This window comes from Pseudoalteromonas sp. SWXJZ94C (assembly GCF_015864385.1).
Taxonomy (GTDB): domain Bacteria; phylum Pseudomonadota; class Gammaproteobacteria; order Enterobacterales; family Alteromonadaceae; genus Pseudoalteromonas.
The window spans coordinates 1-14938 of sequence record NZ_JADYXF010000051.1 but is presented as its reverse complement, the minus strand read 5'-3'; the positions used below and the strand labels follow the sequence as shown (position 1 = coordinate 14938).

Annotated in this window: 8 protein-coding genes and 1 pseudogene; 7 read left to right on the top strand and 2 right to left on the bottom strand. The window is 39.3% G+C overall.

Going from position 1 to position 14938, the window contains the following annotated elements; translation table 11 throughout:
* Nucleotides 1-98 precede the first annotated feature (98 nt).
* The 5 genes from I6F65_RS18190 to I6F65_RS18170 all read left to right on the top strand — a co-directional run bounded on the left by I6F65_RS18190 (nt 99) and on the right by I6F65_RS18170 (nt 7331).
* Nucleotides 99-1649 (top strand): tryptophan halogenase family protein, encoded by a 1551-nt coding sequence (locus I6F65_RS18190; protein ID WP_197114283.1) that lies wholly within the window; start codon nt 99-101, stop codon nt 1647-1649.
* Nucleotides 1642-3129, top strand: a complete 1488-nt coding sequence (locus tag I6F65_RS18185; protein WP_197114280.1) for a tryptophan halogenase family protein — start codon at nt 1642-1644, stop codon at nt 3127-3129. The genes I6F65_RS18190 and I6F65_RS18185 overlap by 8 nt, the downstream gene beginning before the upstream one ends.
* 237 nt (nt 3130-3366) lie before the next feature.
* Nucleotides 3367-4695 carry a GH1 family beta-glucosidase gene (locus tag I6F65_RS18180; protein WP_197114278.1) on the top strand — a complete coding sequence of 443 codons (1329 nt, stop codon included), beginning with the start codon at nt 3367-3369 and terminating at the stop codon, nt 4693-4695.
* Nucleotides 4696-4727: 32 nt separating this feature from the next.
* Nucleotides 4728-6254 (top strand): MFS transporter, encoded by a 1527-nt coding sequence (locus tag I6F65_RS18175; RefSeq protein ID WP_165741114.1) that lies wholly within the window; start codon nt 4728-4730, stop codon nt 6252-6254.
* Nucleotides 6255-6329: 75 nt separating this feature from the next.
* Nucleotides 6330-7331 (top strand): LacI family DNA-binding transcriptional regulator, encoded by a 1002-nt coding sequence (locus I6F65_RS18170; protein WP_197114276.1) that lies wholly within the window; start codon nt 6330-6332, stop codon nt 7329-7331.
* Nucleotides 7332-7350: 19 nt separating this feature from the next.
* Here the strand turns inward: I6F65_RS18170 and I6F65_RS18165 are convergent, their stop codons facing one another.
* On the bottom strand, nt 7351-8295 hold the full coding sequence (locus tag I6F65_RS18165) for a LysR family transcriptional regulator (RefSeq protein ID WP_197114274.1): 945 nt from the start codon (nt 8293-8295) through the stop codon (nt 7351-7353).
* A gap of 139 nt (nt 8296-8434) precedes the next feature.
* Between I6F65_RS18165 and I6F65_RS18160 the strand changes: the two are divergent.
* Both I6F65_RS18160 and I6F65_RS18155 read left to right on the top strand, forming a co-directional pair.
* Nucleotides 8435-9378: pseudogene (locus I6F65_RS18160) on the top strand (sodium-dependent bicarbonate transport family permease).
* Between the two features lie 565 nt (nt 9379-9943).
* Nucleotides 9944-11113 carry an MFS transporter gene (locus tag I6F65_RS18155; protein ID WP_197114272.1) on the top strand — a complete coding sequence of 390 codons (1170 nt, stop codon included), beginning with the start codon at nt 9944-9946 and terminating at the stop codon, nt 11111-11113.
* A 57-nt stretch (nt 11114-11170) separates the two neighbouring features.
* Here I6F65_RS18155 and I6F65_RS18150 read toward each other — a convergent pair whose 3' ends face one another.
* Nucleotides 11171-14260 (bottom strand): pilus assembly protein, encoded by a 3090-nt coding sequence (locus I6F65_RS18150; protein ID WP_166114399.1) that lies wholly within the window; start codon nt 14258-14260, stop codon nt 11171-11173.
* Between the last annotated feature and the right edge of the window lie 678 nt (nt 14261-14938).

Below are 14938 nucleotides of genomic sequence, written 5' to 3'. Positions count from 1 at the left end.
GTTTTTACTAACGGCTTTTTTGTATTTAAGCTGAGTACAGGTTATTTATAACAATAATAATGCTAGTTTAATCGTTATCAATATTAGGGTTTTAAGTCATGACCAAACCAATAACAAAAATAGTCGTTTTAGGTGGTGGCACTGCCGGTTGGCTAAGCGCAGGCTTATTAGCCGCTGAACACCCGCACCTTAGTGCTACGTTAGTTGAGTCGGCAAATGTGCCTATATTGGGCGTGGGCGAAGGCACGTGGCCGTCAATGCGCAACACGCTGCAACGCATTGGCATTAAAGAAATTGATTTTATAACCCAGTGCGACGCGTCATTTAAGCAAGGTTCTAAATTTATAAATTGGCGTAACCTCAGCGAGGGAGAAAACTACTACCACCCTTTTATGAATCCACAAGGCTACGAGCACACTAATTTACACGCTAGCTGGCAACGTATTGCACCTAACCAAAAATTTGCCGACGTTGTTAATATGCAAAGCTTTGTATGCCAAGCAGCACTTGCACCAAAGCAATTACAAACACCTGAATATGCAGCGGTCACCAACTATGGTTATCATTTAGATGCGGGTAAATTTGCTGAGTTTTTAAAAAATCACTGCGTTAAAAACCTAAACGTTACACATATTATTGACGATGTAACCGAGGTTATTAACGACGAGCATGGCTATATTGCCTCATTAAAAACAAATAATAATGGCGATATAATAGGTGATTTATTTATAGATTGCTCAGGCTCTCGTGCTCGTTTAATTGGTGAGCATTTTAATAGTGAGTTTATAGCGCAAGATCATATTTTATTTAATAACAGCGCTGTTGCGGCGCAAATACCTAATGCACACACCGATCAACCAATTGCCTCTGCAACGCTATCTACAGCGCAAAGTAACGGTTGGATTTGGGATATAGCCCTGCCAACACGCCGTGGCACAGGTTATGTATTTAGTAGTAAATATCAAAGTGATGAAAGCGCAACAAATACACTAAAAAGCTACATAGCCAAAAGCACCAGTGAGCAACAAGCTGAGCAACTTAACTACCGCGTATTAAAATTCAGCCCTGGTTACAGGCAACAATTTTGGATTAAAAACTGTGTTGCCGTGGGTATGTCTGCTGGCTTTTTAGAGCCTCTTGAAGCGTCAGCACTTGCCATGGTTGAGCTTTCAATTAGCATGATAAGCGAGCAACTACCGCAAAACCGCCCCCACATGAGCCAGCTTGAAACGCGTTTTAATGACCGTTTTAGCACTCGTTGGCAGCGCGTTATTGAGTTTTTAAAACTTCATTATGTGTTAAGCGAGCGCGACGACACTCCTTATTGGCAAGATATTAGTAATTTAAATACCGCGCCCGAACGCCTGCAAAACTTACTTAAACTTTGGCAATTTCAGCCCCCTAGCCGCTTTGATTTTATTGAAAATGAAGAAGTGTTTTCATCAAGCAGTTATCAATACGTTTTATATGGCATGGGCTTTAATACACAAATAGTACCTGCACAAAATACATTTAACGACCCACGTGCTGGGGATTACTATTATCAACAAAATCGCGAAAAAATAGCGCAGTGTTTAAATGGACTGCCAAGTAATCGCGCGCTTTTAAATCACCTTTCATCAAATAATGGGCAGCCACATAATGACTAAAACAAACGCTGTTAAAAACGTAGTAATTGCTGGAGGCGGCACTGCAGGTTGGATGGCCGCAGCGGCACTTGCTAAACTAGTTGGTAACAATATAAACATAACCCTTGTTGAATCTGACGATATTGGCACTGTAGGTGTTGGCGAAGCAACAATTCCGCCTATTCGTACATTTCATAAATTGCTGGGTATAAACGAGCAAGCATTTATGAAAGCCACTCAAGCCAGTTTTAAATTAGGTATTAGCTTTGAAAACTGGGGCGATGAAAACACGCATTATATTCACTCATTTGGCGCAACGGGCAAAGAATGTTGGGCGGGTGAATTTCATCACTTTTGGTTACAAGGTAAAACTTTAGGAATAAACAACCCATTTGGCGATTACTGCTACGAGCTGCAAGCTGCTAAAAGCGGTAAATTTGCGTTTAATCAGCAAAACCCCATTAACTATGCTTACCATATGGATGCCACACGTTACGCGCAGTTTTTACGTGAATTTTCAGAGCCATTAGGCGTAAAACGCATTGAAGGTAAAATAAAAAAAGTAATAAAAAACCCTAAAACGGGCCATATAGAATCACTTACTTTAAATAATGGCGAGCACATTAACGGCGACTTTTTTATTGATTGCACCGGCTTTAGAGGCTTATTAATAGAGCAAGCATTGCATACTGGCTACGAAGACTGGTCGCATTTACTACCGTGTAACAGCGCCATTGCGGTGCAAACAAAATCAACCAGCGATACCGTATTGCCACTTACCCGCTCTATTGCCCACAAAAGCGGCTGGCAATGGCGTATACCGCTGCAAAACCGTGTAGGCAACGGATTAGTTTATTGCAGCCAATATATGGATGACGAACAAGCCAAAGCGTTGCTGTTAAATAACATTGAGGGCGAGCCGCTTACAGAGCCCCGTATTATTAAATTTAAAACAGGGCGTCGCTTAAAAGGCTGGAACAAAAACTGCCTAGCGCTTGGCCTTGCTAGCGGTTTTGTAGAGCCACTTGAGTCCACCAGCATTCACTTAATTATGTCGGGTATTATTCGCTTTATGCGTTTATTTCCGTTTAATGGCATTACCAATCACGCAATTGACGAATACAACAAACAGCTTAAAAGCGAAATTGAAAATATTCGCGACTTTATTGTGCTGCACTACAAAGTAACTAATCGCGATGACAGCGAGTTTTGGCAACACTGTAGTGCGATGGAGGTGCCAAAAACACTTCAGCATAAAATTGATTTGTTTAAGCAAACCGGTCGTGTATTTTTAGACGATGGTGACATTTTTAGAGTCGACTCGTGGGTGCAGGTTATGCTTGGTCAAGGTATTGAGCCTAATCAACATCACTTAATAGCCAGCATGATGAGCGATGAAGAACTCACCCGTTTTTTACACGGTATTAAGCAACAAATAGAGCAACGCGTAAGCCAATTACCACCTCATCATGAGTTTTTAAAACAATATTGCCCAGCATAAAAAAGCCCTTATTACTAAGGGCTTTGGGTACACACAACAACTTTTATTTATTTAAATTTAACTATTGACCTGCTTAGCAATAGCCACTAACCTAAATATGGAAGCGCTTCCTTAAAGTTATTAAAGACCATTGCTTAAGATTAATTAAATTAAATATGGAAGCGCTTCCACTTATGCAATTTATAAAATATAAATAAAAGCCAAATTTACTACAAAGAAAACAGGGGTTTTCTCTTAATGAAACAATTATCTTTACCTAGTGGCTCACCACTTTTAGCTAAAAACTTTACTTTTGGTGTAGCTACAGCCTCATTTCAAATTGAAGGTGGTGCAGCCGATCGCTTGCCGTGTATTTGGGATACCTTTTGCAGTAAAGAAGGCAAAATTGTTGATAATTCGAATGGCGATGTAGCATGTGAACATTACACTCGCTGGGAAGATGATATAGAACTAATTGAATCATTAGGCGTAGACGCTTACAGACTTTCTATTTCGTGGCCACGCATAATGACCTTCAATGGGCAATTAAACCCTAAAGGCGTTAAGTTTTACACCGATATTTTAGATGAGTTAAAACGTCGTAATATTAAAGCTTTTGTCACTTTGTACCATTGGGATTTACCACAACATATTGAAGACGAAGGTGGCTGGCTAAACCGTAACACCGCTTACGAATTTGCCCATTACGCAGATTTAATTACAAAAGCATTTGGGGATCGTGTGCACTCTTACGCTACTTTAAACGAACCGTTTTGCAGCTCTTTTTTAGGTTACGAAATAGGCGTACACGCACCTGGTATTGTAGGGCGCGAATTTGGTCGTAAAGCCGCTCATCATTTATTACTTGGTCATGGGTTAGCTATGCAAGTACTTGCTAAAAACAGTCCAAATACACTAAACGGTATTGTACTTAACTTTACGCCTTGCTATTCAGTTACCCAATGCGAAGAAGATTTAAAAGCCACTGCATTTGCTGATGACTATATAAACCAATGGTACATGCAGCCTGTAATGCAAGGTAAATACCCTGATATTATTAAGCAGTTACCTAAAGCCCACCGCCCTGATATTTTAGAGGGCGATATGGAAATAATTGCTCAACCACTGGATTATTTAGGGGTTAATTTTTATACCCGCATGCATTATCAAGCAAGCGAAACCGACTTTTACCATGAGCTGCCACATAAAGCGCCAATGACCGATATAGGTTGGGAAATTTACCCTAAAGCGCTTACAGAGTTACTTGTATCGTTAAACGAAAAATACACCCTACCACCTATTTATATTACCGAAAACGGTGCAGCCATGGCTGACGAATTTAAAGACGGTGAAGTGAACGATAACGACCGTATTGAATATTACCACGAGCATTTAAATGCCCTACATAACGCAGCAGAGCAAGGCGTAAAAGTAGATGGTTACTTTGCTTGGAGCCTAATGGATAACTTTGAATGGGCAGAGGGATATTTAAAACGTTTTGGCATAGTACACGTAGACTACACCACACAAAAACGAACTGTTAAAGCCAGCGGTAAAGCGTACAGTAAACTAATAACTAGCCGATAAATTATCGGCTTATAACAATAAGAACACACACTGTGAACAAACTCCCTTTATACGAAAAAGTCGGTTACGCCATGGGCGATGCCGGCGCTAACTTAGTATGGCGCGGTGCGCTTGCTTATTTAGCGGTGTTTTACACCGATACATTTGGCATATCGGCAGCCGCCGCTGCCATGCTATTTTTGGTTGTAAGGCTGTCTGATGGCGTAACCGATATTATTATGGGTATGATTGCCGACAGAACGCAGTCGCGCTTTGGTAAGTTTCGACCTTGGATACTCTACTCAGCACCATTTTTGGGCTTGTTTATGGTGTTGTGTTTTACTACCCCCGACTTTAGCACCACCAACAAACTTATTTATGCCTACGTAACCTACATTGGTTTAACGCTTGCTTACACCGTAAGTAACGTGCCCTACTCGGCACTTATGGGCGTAATGACACCCGACGATACAGAGCGCACAAAGCTCTCTGGTTTTAGGTTTGCAGGTGCGTTTACTGGTGGCTTACTGGTTATGGGTTTTTTACCTGAGCTAGTGGCTTTTTTTGGTGGCGGCGACGATGCCAAAGGCTATCAGCTTACTATGTACTTATTTGCCAGCTTACTTATTATTTTAATGATTATAACGTTTGCGACCACTAAAGAGCGTGTAACACCGCACGCCTCAAATGAAGGCAATTTAAAATCAGAGTTATTTGATTTAACCAAAAGCCTGCCATTTATAATCCTACCTTTGCTTGCTACTACCTTGTTTTTTTATTACCGCGATTTATACAGCGGCGTATTTTTTGCCCTTGTTATGGCAGCAATGACATTCGTTATTAAAAAATTACTCAATAAAGATAAGCAAAGCTTAACGGGATCACAGCGCGACATGGTTGATCTTCTGACCAATAAACCTTGGTTGGTATTACTTGGCATTGGTTTTTTAACCATGATGTTTAATGGCATAAAATACGGTGTAATTGCGTACTACTTTAAGTACCACGTAGCCAATGAACTCATGGCTGGGCAATACTTTATTGCCTTGTTGGTTGTATCTATATTAGGCGCACTTGCCACAGGTAAACTGGCCGAAATTATGGGTAAACGAAACCTATTTATTGCATCATTAATGCTAAGCGGCATACTCACTACTGCATTTTACTGGGTGCCTAGCGATAACCTAGTTGCTGTATTTACCTTTGGTTGCGCTGCTGAATTTTTTGCCGCAATGATGCCAACATTATTTTTTAGTATGCTTGGTGATTCAGCCGATTATTCAGAGTGGAAAAACAAACGCCGCGCTACAGGCCTTATTTATTCTGCGGGTACATTTGTGCAAAAAACCGGTGGTGGTTTTGCAGGTGCATTAGTATTAGTGGTACTTGCAGGCTACGGCTATAACGGCATGGATGAGCTAACAATTACACAAGCCCTACCTGGTATGCAGTTACTTATGAGCTGGATACCCGCCGCATTTGCTTTTTTAGGTGCCGCATTGATGCTTATTTATCCGCTAACCTCAGCGATGACGCAAAAAATAACAGAAGACTTAGCAATTAGACGCAGTAATGTGTAAATTAACTTTTAATGATTCTTCGCGCTTTATATTTTTATAAAGCGCGAGTAAAAACACATATAAGCTAGGACATCAATGGCGACAATTTATCAAGTATCAGAAATGGCAGGTGTGTCTTTATCAACTGTTTCAAGGGTACTTAACGACAACGACTACGTAAGCAAAAAAACTAAAAAAAAGGTATTAGAAGCAATGAAAGAACTAGGCTATCAGCCAAGTTCTATTGCACGCTCTTTGGCGTCTAGCACTACAAACAGCGTAGGTATTTTAGTTTCTGAATTGGATGGTCCGTTTTTTGGTCAGATGATGTCAGCCATTGAAGAGCATCTTCGTATTGCGGGTAAACACGTTATTATTACCCCTGGGCACAGTGACGAGAAAAAAGAAAAAAACGGTTTTGAGTTTTTAATAAGCCGTAATTGCGACGCTATTATTGCCCACGTAGAAGCAGTATCAAACGAGTACTTAATTGAGCTAAGTAAAGGCAAAACCCCTATTTACTTAATGAGCCGCTACGTTAAAGAAATTGAAGAAAACTGCATTAGCCTCGACAACGTCATGGGCGGCTACTTAGCCACTAAAGCCATGATCAACAAAGGTCATAAAAACATTGCGTACATAGCAGGCCCGCAGTTTAAAGAAGATGCGTCAAATCGTTTAAAAGGTCACAAACAGGCATTAGCAGAATACAACCTAACCTTTGACGAAAAGCTATTTTACATAGGCGACTTTAAAGAAACCGGCGGCAGCGATGGCTTGAGGCATTTTATTCAAAATAAAGCGCAAATAACCGCGCTTGTATGCGCCAATGACGAAATGGCATCGGGTGCCATGAAATACGCCCGAGAACACGGTTTTAACCTACCAAAAGATTTAGCCATTATTGGGTTCGATAACGTAATTTTTACCAATTACCTCTACCCAACGCTTACTACAATAGATAACCCAGTTCCCGAAATGGGCAGAGCTGCGGCTAACTTAGTGCTTAAAGACATTTACAAAAAAAGCGGCATAACAGTAAATCATGTGTTTCAGCCAAAGCTTATTTTAAGAGACTCAACACCCGACGTTAATTAACTTTAAACCTAATTTAAATCTAGTTTAAATCTAAGTTATGTAACTCGTTACGCACCCACTGCGTATCTAAATATTGCTCTACGTGTTGCTGCGCAAACTTTAAAAAGTTACGTGCAGCATGCGATATGTGCCTATCTGTTCGCATTACAAAATACCACTGACTCGCCAAATGAGCATCGGTTACGTTTAACACTTTAAAACTAGTATCGTCTGTTGCAAGTACATGGCGTGATAAAACCGCAATGCCCATACCCGATGCAACCGCAACGCGTATTGCTTCATTACTCGCCATTTGCACGCTATCGCTCAGCACTAACCCTCGGCTTTGTAGCTCGCTTTCAAATAACATACGTGTTGCTGAGCCATTTTCTCGCAGTAAAAAGCGATACTGCATTAAATCAGTTAATTTAACGGCTTTTACGTGAGCTAACGGGTGGTTTAACGGCACTATAAATTCCAGTGGATTATGCAAAAAGCGCGCAGCTTGTGCGTGTTCAAGCGACGGCGGGTGGCTAAATACATAAATATCGTCCTCTCCTCGCTCAAACCTATCAAGCACCTCTGCCCTGTTACCAATCTCAAGCGGAAGCTCAACATGGGGATGTAAATTACTATAAGGTCCAAGCAATTTTGGTAAAATATATTGCGCCGTATTAACCATTGCGATTTTACAACGGCCGCGCGCTCCGCCATTAAGCTCGGTTAAAAAATCTTGGTAATCGTCAAAATGACCAAACACCTGTTGGCATGTTTTAAATAGCTCAAGCCCTGCATCGGTCACGTGTAACTTTTGCTGTTGTATAAGGAGTAATGGCTCGCCTACTGCTTCTTGTAATCGCTTTATTTGTAGCGATACCGTTGGCTGTGTTAGGTGTAAGCGCCTTGCGGTTTCGCTTATTGAACCCGTTTTAACTACGCTCATAAATACTTCAAGCAACCTAAACGATATATGTCGTAAATCCATACCTACCTCATAGCCTCTTACTTAGTTAACAACTCCATAGATAACTATCTATATTTAACTCGTATTTATTTTATTATTTACTATACAAAGTTTTATCTACAATAGCGCCACTTAATTTACCATTTAGTAAGGAAAGCCAGTGCCAGATATTGTTGTTATGTTTTTTATTTTAGGATTAGTAGCGGGTATTTTACGCTCTGACTTGGCCATTCCAAAAGCCACCTACGACACATTAAGTTTATTGCTCATGTTAACCATAGGCTTAAAAGGCGGAATGGTACTGCACGGTAACTTAAGCTGGTACTGCCCGAAATGGGGTCGGTAATGCTGCTTGGTGCATTTATACCACTTATGCTTTACCCTATTTTAAAATACGTGATTAAACTCTCTGTTGCTAATAGCGCCAGTATTGCCGCGCATTATGGCTCAGTAAGTGCGGGTACATTTGCTGTTGCACTTGCCTATACCGAGTCAGCTAAGTTGGTAGTAGGTGCAGAAGTAACCCTGTATTTAGTGATGCTAGAACTTCCTGCAATCATTGTTGGTTTATTGCTTTACCGAAAACTTGATAAACAAAACAGCCAAAAAAGTGAACCCTCGTTAAAAGCGCTTTGGCACGAAACTCTCACAAACAAAAGCGTAATTTTGCTCATCGGTGGTGTAATCATCGGAATGATGTACGGCACAGTTCAAGGCAGCCAAGTAACGAGCCTTTTAACAAGTAGCTTTAAGGTTGTGCTGGCATTATTTTTACTAGAAATGGGTTTAGTAGCCGCGCAAACTCTTCGTCCTATCCCATGGAAACATTGGAAACTAGCGGTATTTGCTATTGTCACCCCGCTATTTTTAGGCACGATTGGCGTAACAGTAGGCACACTTTTAAATTTAGAATTAGGCTCGGTAGTTATATTGGGAAGCTTAGTAGCCAGCGCCTCTTACATAGCCGCGCCCGCTGCAATAAAAGCGGCAATTCCTAAAGCCGATATTGGTCTTGCTATGCTGAGTTCACTCGGTGTAACTTTTCCGTTTAATGTGATTGTTGGTATTGGTTTATATCACCAGCTTGCGGTAGCAATGCAATAAACAAATAAGTGTTAATTTAATCACTTTAAAAAACGGTTAAACCCTATTCTACATAGGGTTTAACATTAGGGCGTGTTGACCTTTCGTGATTGATTTTGCAGCAGACTGTCTGGTATTTAAGCAAGGCAGAGCCTATGTAGTGTGGTTATTCCCCATAAATAGGCGATAACGCAGCATAAATGCCAAACATGCGCTGCCCTTTGGGTTCTTTCTAGGGACGATTAACTCTTTGTTGCTCGGTTTTTACTTAGCCCGCTAGGTTACAAACCTCGCGCCGCGATTAAATCGCCCCTAGATTGAACAAATTTCAATCCACAAAGATCAACACGCCCTAATAAATGCTCACAAATATAAAACAATATCTACATAAAAAAACTACAATAAAAAGCATAATAGATCCGATATTTTACCAAAGTGATCGTTTTAAGGTTTATTTATATTGTTTAATAAAAAATCACTTTACTTATCTTTAATTTGGCTCTAAATTCGCGCAAATTTTATTATTAAAGTAACCTCTCAAACTTTAAAAAAGTGGTTATTTACCTTCAAGAGTCGATAAACACAAATGGCCGAATTAGCCGCCACAAGCCCCAAAAACAATCCTTTAGCGCCTGTTATAGGGCTGTCGTTTTTTGCTATTGCCTCGGGCTTTTTAATGAGCCTTATTCCGCTGTCGTTACCTGCATTTAAACTCGATGAAAACCTAGCGCCTTGGCTTGCGAGTATTTTTTACTTTGGCTTACTTATTGGCGCAACCACAATAGAGCGCATTGTGGTAAAAATTGGTCATCGATTCGCTTTTATATTATTTTTAAGCTTATTAATAGTCAGCGTGCTTGCACAACTTGCGCTGCCAAATACCGTTAACTGGCTAATTGCACGATTTGTAGCGGGCATTGCTGTTGCTGGTGTATTTGTAGTTGTTGAGTCTTGGTTATTAATGACCAACACGGCAAAGTCGCGGGCTAAACGTTTGGGCTTATACATGACCTCACTTTATGGGGGCAGCGCGGTTGGTCAACTTGCTATAGGGCCGCTTGGCACCGAAGGTTCAACGCCTTATTTATTTGTAGCCTCGTTATTATTTTTAGCTATTTTAGCGCCTTTATTAATAACCAAAGGTCAGCCCGAAAAACAGCATCTTGAAAAACTACCACTAAAAGAAATAAAAACACTAAGCCACCCTGCAATGCTCGGATGCTTAGCGTCGGGCTTATTATTAGGTCCTATTTATGGCTTAATGCCGGTGTATATTGCAGCGCAAGCAGATCAAGCTCAATACACAGGTACGCTCATGGCCGTTATTATTTTAGGTGGCATGGTAGTGCAGCCGCTTGTGAGTTACTTATCTACTCGGCTTGAAAAAAGCTTACTGATGGGTTTATTTTGTTTAGTAGGTGCCGTGGGCGCTGTGGGTATATTACAAGCAACAACATTGGGCGGATTAATAGTAAGTTACTTAATATTGGGCGCATGCAGCTTTGCACTTTATCCAATTGCGATTACGCTTGCTTGCGACTCCTTGCCAATGGCAAAAATAGTCTCGGCAACTGAGGTTATGCTTTTAAGTTACAGCATTGGCTCGGTGTTTGGCCCTATGCTTGCTGCACATTTATCTGATGCACCAAACGGTATTGTATTTTATTTAGCAGGCTGTTTAATCACTACCTGTATTTACATGTTTATTAAAAGCATTAAAAATATTCGCGCAGGTAAAAACCCTGTAGCTGGCTAATATTAAAAACAAAAACCCACCTTATTTAGGTGGGTTTGTGTTTATAAGTAATATATTTTAATCAGCCATTGAGCCGTATTCTTCTCGTTTAAAAATATAAGTTTGTTGCGTATTAAACCCAATACCGAGCATTTTATTTTTATCAGTCAGCTCAATTTTACCATCAACAACTTTTAAATTAGGACCAAGTACTTCAATTGGTTGAATGGGTTTATTCGATCCTTCAATACCAGGACCTATTAAATAAAACTTACTAACTTGCGTTACTTCAATATCTTCTATTCCACTAGTCGTATCACAATAGCCATTGTTATTTGAATCAACGCACGAAGGGCCTTCACCAAAAAATAACTGTGGAGTATCTGGTACATCATAACTGGTAGTAAATTTTAAATCTTCGTAAACCTTAGTACCATAATGAAGATGAAAGGCATAAAGCGAGCCACCACCGCCAGTTAGCGAACACTGGTTTTGAGTTGATGATACCGATGCCGGTGTAAAAGAAGTAAAGTAAGCTACGCCGCCTACAACTGTTGCTGCCGCCAGTGACTTTTCACCTGTACCCAACTCATAACGCCAACCTTTAAATGCGCCTAAATCTACTTCAAGGTTAATAAACCCTTCAACATCATCAAGCTTGTTACCAAAAGGGTCATCGTTCATTTTCATTAAGTCATCAATTTGAATAGGAACAGGAAACTCATCAAAAGATTTAGTTAATGTATTTTCATCACGGATCATAAAGAGTTGGTCTTGCTCATTAGTTGCAAGTGGATTTGAACGATTACCACTTCCTATTACTATTGCATCGTAAGGGGTATCTAAACGCGTAGTAACAATTTTGCCATCAACACTCGTTTTAGTCGCTTTGCTAAAAATAGTTCTAGCAACTAACGGTTTATAAAAAAAGCGCCTGTCTTGTGAAGCTAAAGTGCTTCCTAATTCTGCAAGTTTAAAGTGGGTAATATCATCCTTATTATCAGTTGGCATATCCACTCGCCAAATATTGCCACCGGTGTCGGTTGCGTATATTCGGTCAATATATCCGTCGTAGTTAGAATCAAGAGTCGTTACATCGGCAGCAATACTGTGCTCACCGGTAAAGCTATTTTCTTCGGGAGTAAGAGCCCATACTTTTTCACCCGTTTTAGCTTTAACAATATAAATACCACGTCCGATAGAATCATTTGATCTTAGTGCATTGTCTTTATTAACGTCGTAGCCCGCACCAAATACTAGCAATGGCTCATTACCAAACGCTTTAATATATGCAACTTGAGGTTTAGACCATGTTTGCCCTAAATACTTAAACTCTTCTGACCCACCAATAATAGGTTTATTCCATAACTTTAAAGGTTGTTCGGGAGTGCTGATATCCAAGGCATAATAATTTCTTCCACCACGGCGCATACCTGCAAATGCCCAAACCTCATCACCTTCGCTCGCTTTAACAACACCATCATTTAAACCTTCGCTATTTAAACTTTTGTTATTAAAGTAAACACTGATAGGTCCATCCATTCCATACACTTTGGTATTGGCTAAATTTGAACGTAACGCTGGAATGTTTTTTAATAGTGCAGCTGGTGTAAAGGCCCATTCTTCTTCAACAGTCTCGCCTTTATCTTTAAACATATGCAAAAAGCCAGCGTTAGTCCCAACTAGTATACGAATACTCCCATCACCGTAATCTATTGATACTGGCTTAGAGTGAAGCGGATCTCCAAAAATATCAGAGCGTTGCTCAGTGGATATGCTATCAGCATCTTCGTCATCAACATCAATGCCTCTTGCCCAATTAACATCCTTTAGATCTAATGTTAAAGCTGTGCCTGGCACAAGATCAGTTGCTGTACTTGTATCTAAATTTAAAACTTTTTCGACATTCTCAATGTTAAAGTCAACAATACTGCCTGCTCTATCAATGTAAATTTTACGTTTATCAGAATCAAGAGTCGATAAGAGTAAATTAACCCCGCCCTGAGCAACTAAATTACCATCTGCTGGCTTATTGTCTGGCAACCAAAAAGTGCGTGCTTTTTCATCTATTAACCCATTGTTATCAATGGCAATGTTGTCATCAGAATCTAAAATATTAGAGCCAGATACTTTAAGTTTTTTTAAGTTGCCGCTCCAGCGTGCACCGGTTTCTGGGTAAAACATTGCGAAATAAATAGATTCGCGACTACGAGTTTGATCTACATTATTACTTGCTACCGAAGGAGACGAAAAACTATCATTAACTTCTCGTATTTTTGAAATCGTGTTATTCAATGCCTCTGAAAGCTCTTCTGAGGTATCTGCGTGTAAATACTCACCACCACCTAATAGAGCTGTTTTTTCTAATAACTTTTTGCCTTTAGTGCTCATACCATCACCAAAACCAATCGTAAAAACTCGCCCAGTGTCGGCTATATCTGCAGTGGTATCATATAAATCTATCTCAACGTCTTTTGTTCCATGAATAATCTGGGCTAAAGCGGCTAAATAACTACTACTTGTTGTAGTAGGATATGAACCAAAAGTAGATTTATAAAGATCTTCTATATCAGTATTACTCTGAGTATCACTTTGAGGGTCGCCGTCGGTCATTAAAATTAAGTTTATTGAATTATCACAACGTACATCAGAACCAACTGCTTGAGTAAATGGAGAAATATACCGAGAGTTATTATCGTTATTTGACGTTCCGGTTTCAGCTAAAAAGTCACGTTCATCTGACTTTTTACCATACTCAACTTTTTGACCTGTTAAGTACAAATAAGCTTCCCATAATGTTTCTGTTACCGGAGTGCTACCAGCGGCTGGTAAAGCGTATATTTGGCTTAAAATCGTACTATGAGCAGAGCCAAGTCCTGCCATAATATAACCGCCTTCATTTTTTCTAAAGCGCATCAAACCAAAATCAATAGAATCATTATCCTTAACCAACTGACTCATCGCACTTATACCGGCATCTACTTTTTTAATACCATTAGGCAGCTTGTTTTTCATACTTCCCGATGTATCAAACACAATAATTACACGTGGTTTTTCATCAGTTTCTACATTGTGATTTACATATAGTTCTATATCTTCAGCAAACACAGATAAGCTAATACCAGCCCCAAATAACGAGGCTGCTATCGTTTTTATTCTAAATTTCATTTTAAATCCCTTTATTTGCGCTTTTTATTTTTTTGCACAAGTTAGTAACTATCGTATTCCGTGTTTAACAGTATTTAAGGTAGGAGTAATAATAAGCCACAGATAATATCGAGTTATTCACAACGCAAGTTATGCTCAATATTTGTCTTTTTTAGTATTATTAATATAGATTTAGCGTTGATTTTAAATAAAAATAGACTAAAGTCAAAATTGTTAACACCTGTTATCAACTTAAAAAGTAACTTATAAAAAATATAATGCTACTTTTAGGGATAACTCAAAACATTAATTTATTCATACTTTATTCGTGTATTTTTATTTTTTTATATTTCACATTTAAAATCTTAACTTTTACTTTTATAACAATGACTTATTAAAAAAAGACCATTTCTAAAACGAAAAGCCAAGTTACTTAAAGTAGGTAGGTTATTTCTGAAAAAACATTACTATTCAGTAAAGCTGACTTATAAATAAACCAATATTTTTATATAAAATTATGAATATTTATATAATTTTGATAAAAACATAACTTTATCGTTAGTATTGTTGTTGGTTACTTGGCAGGGCAAGAGCATGAAAAAACACTATAAATTCAATACCTTTTCAAGATAAGCTGTACTGCGCATCGCTTTCTTCTGCTTTGCTGGCATACCTTTACTAAAACTGGTTTCAGCCTTT

What these genes read in the sequence shown, in the direction of transcription:
- I6F65_RS18190 (WP_197114283.1), top strand. Translation starts at nt 99, where the DNA reads ATGACCAAACCAATAACAAAAATAGTCGTTTTAGGTGGTGGCACTGCC.
- I6F65_RS18185 (WP_197114280.1), top strand. Translation starts at nt 1,642, where the DNA reads ATGACTAAAACAAACGCTGTTAAAAACGTAGTAATTGCTGGAGGCGGC.
- I6F65_RS18180 (WP_197114278.1), top strand. Translation starts at nt 3,367, where the DNA reads ATGAAACAATTATCTTTACCTAGTGGCTCACCACTTTTAGCTAAAAAC.
- I6F65_RS18170 (WP_197114276.1), top strand. Translation starts at nt 6,330, where the DNA reads ATGGCGACAATTTATCAAGTATCAGAAATGGCAGGTGTGTCTTTATCA.
- I6F65_RS18165 (WP_197114274.1), bottom strand. Translation starts at nt 8,295, where the DNA reads ATGGATTTACGACATATATCGTTTAGGTTGCTTGAAGTATTTATGAGC.
- I6F65_RS18155 (WP_197114272.1), top strand. Translation starts at nt 9,944, where the DNA reads ATGGCCGAATTAGCCGCCACAAGCCCCAAAAACAATCCTTTAGCGCCT.
- I6F65_RS18150 (WP_166114399.1), bottom strand. Translation starts at nt 14,260, where the DNA reads ATGAAATTTAGAATAAAAACGATAGCAGCCTCGTTATTTGGGGCTGGT.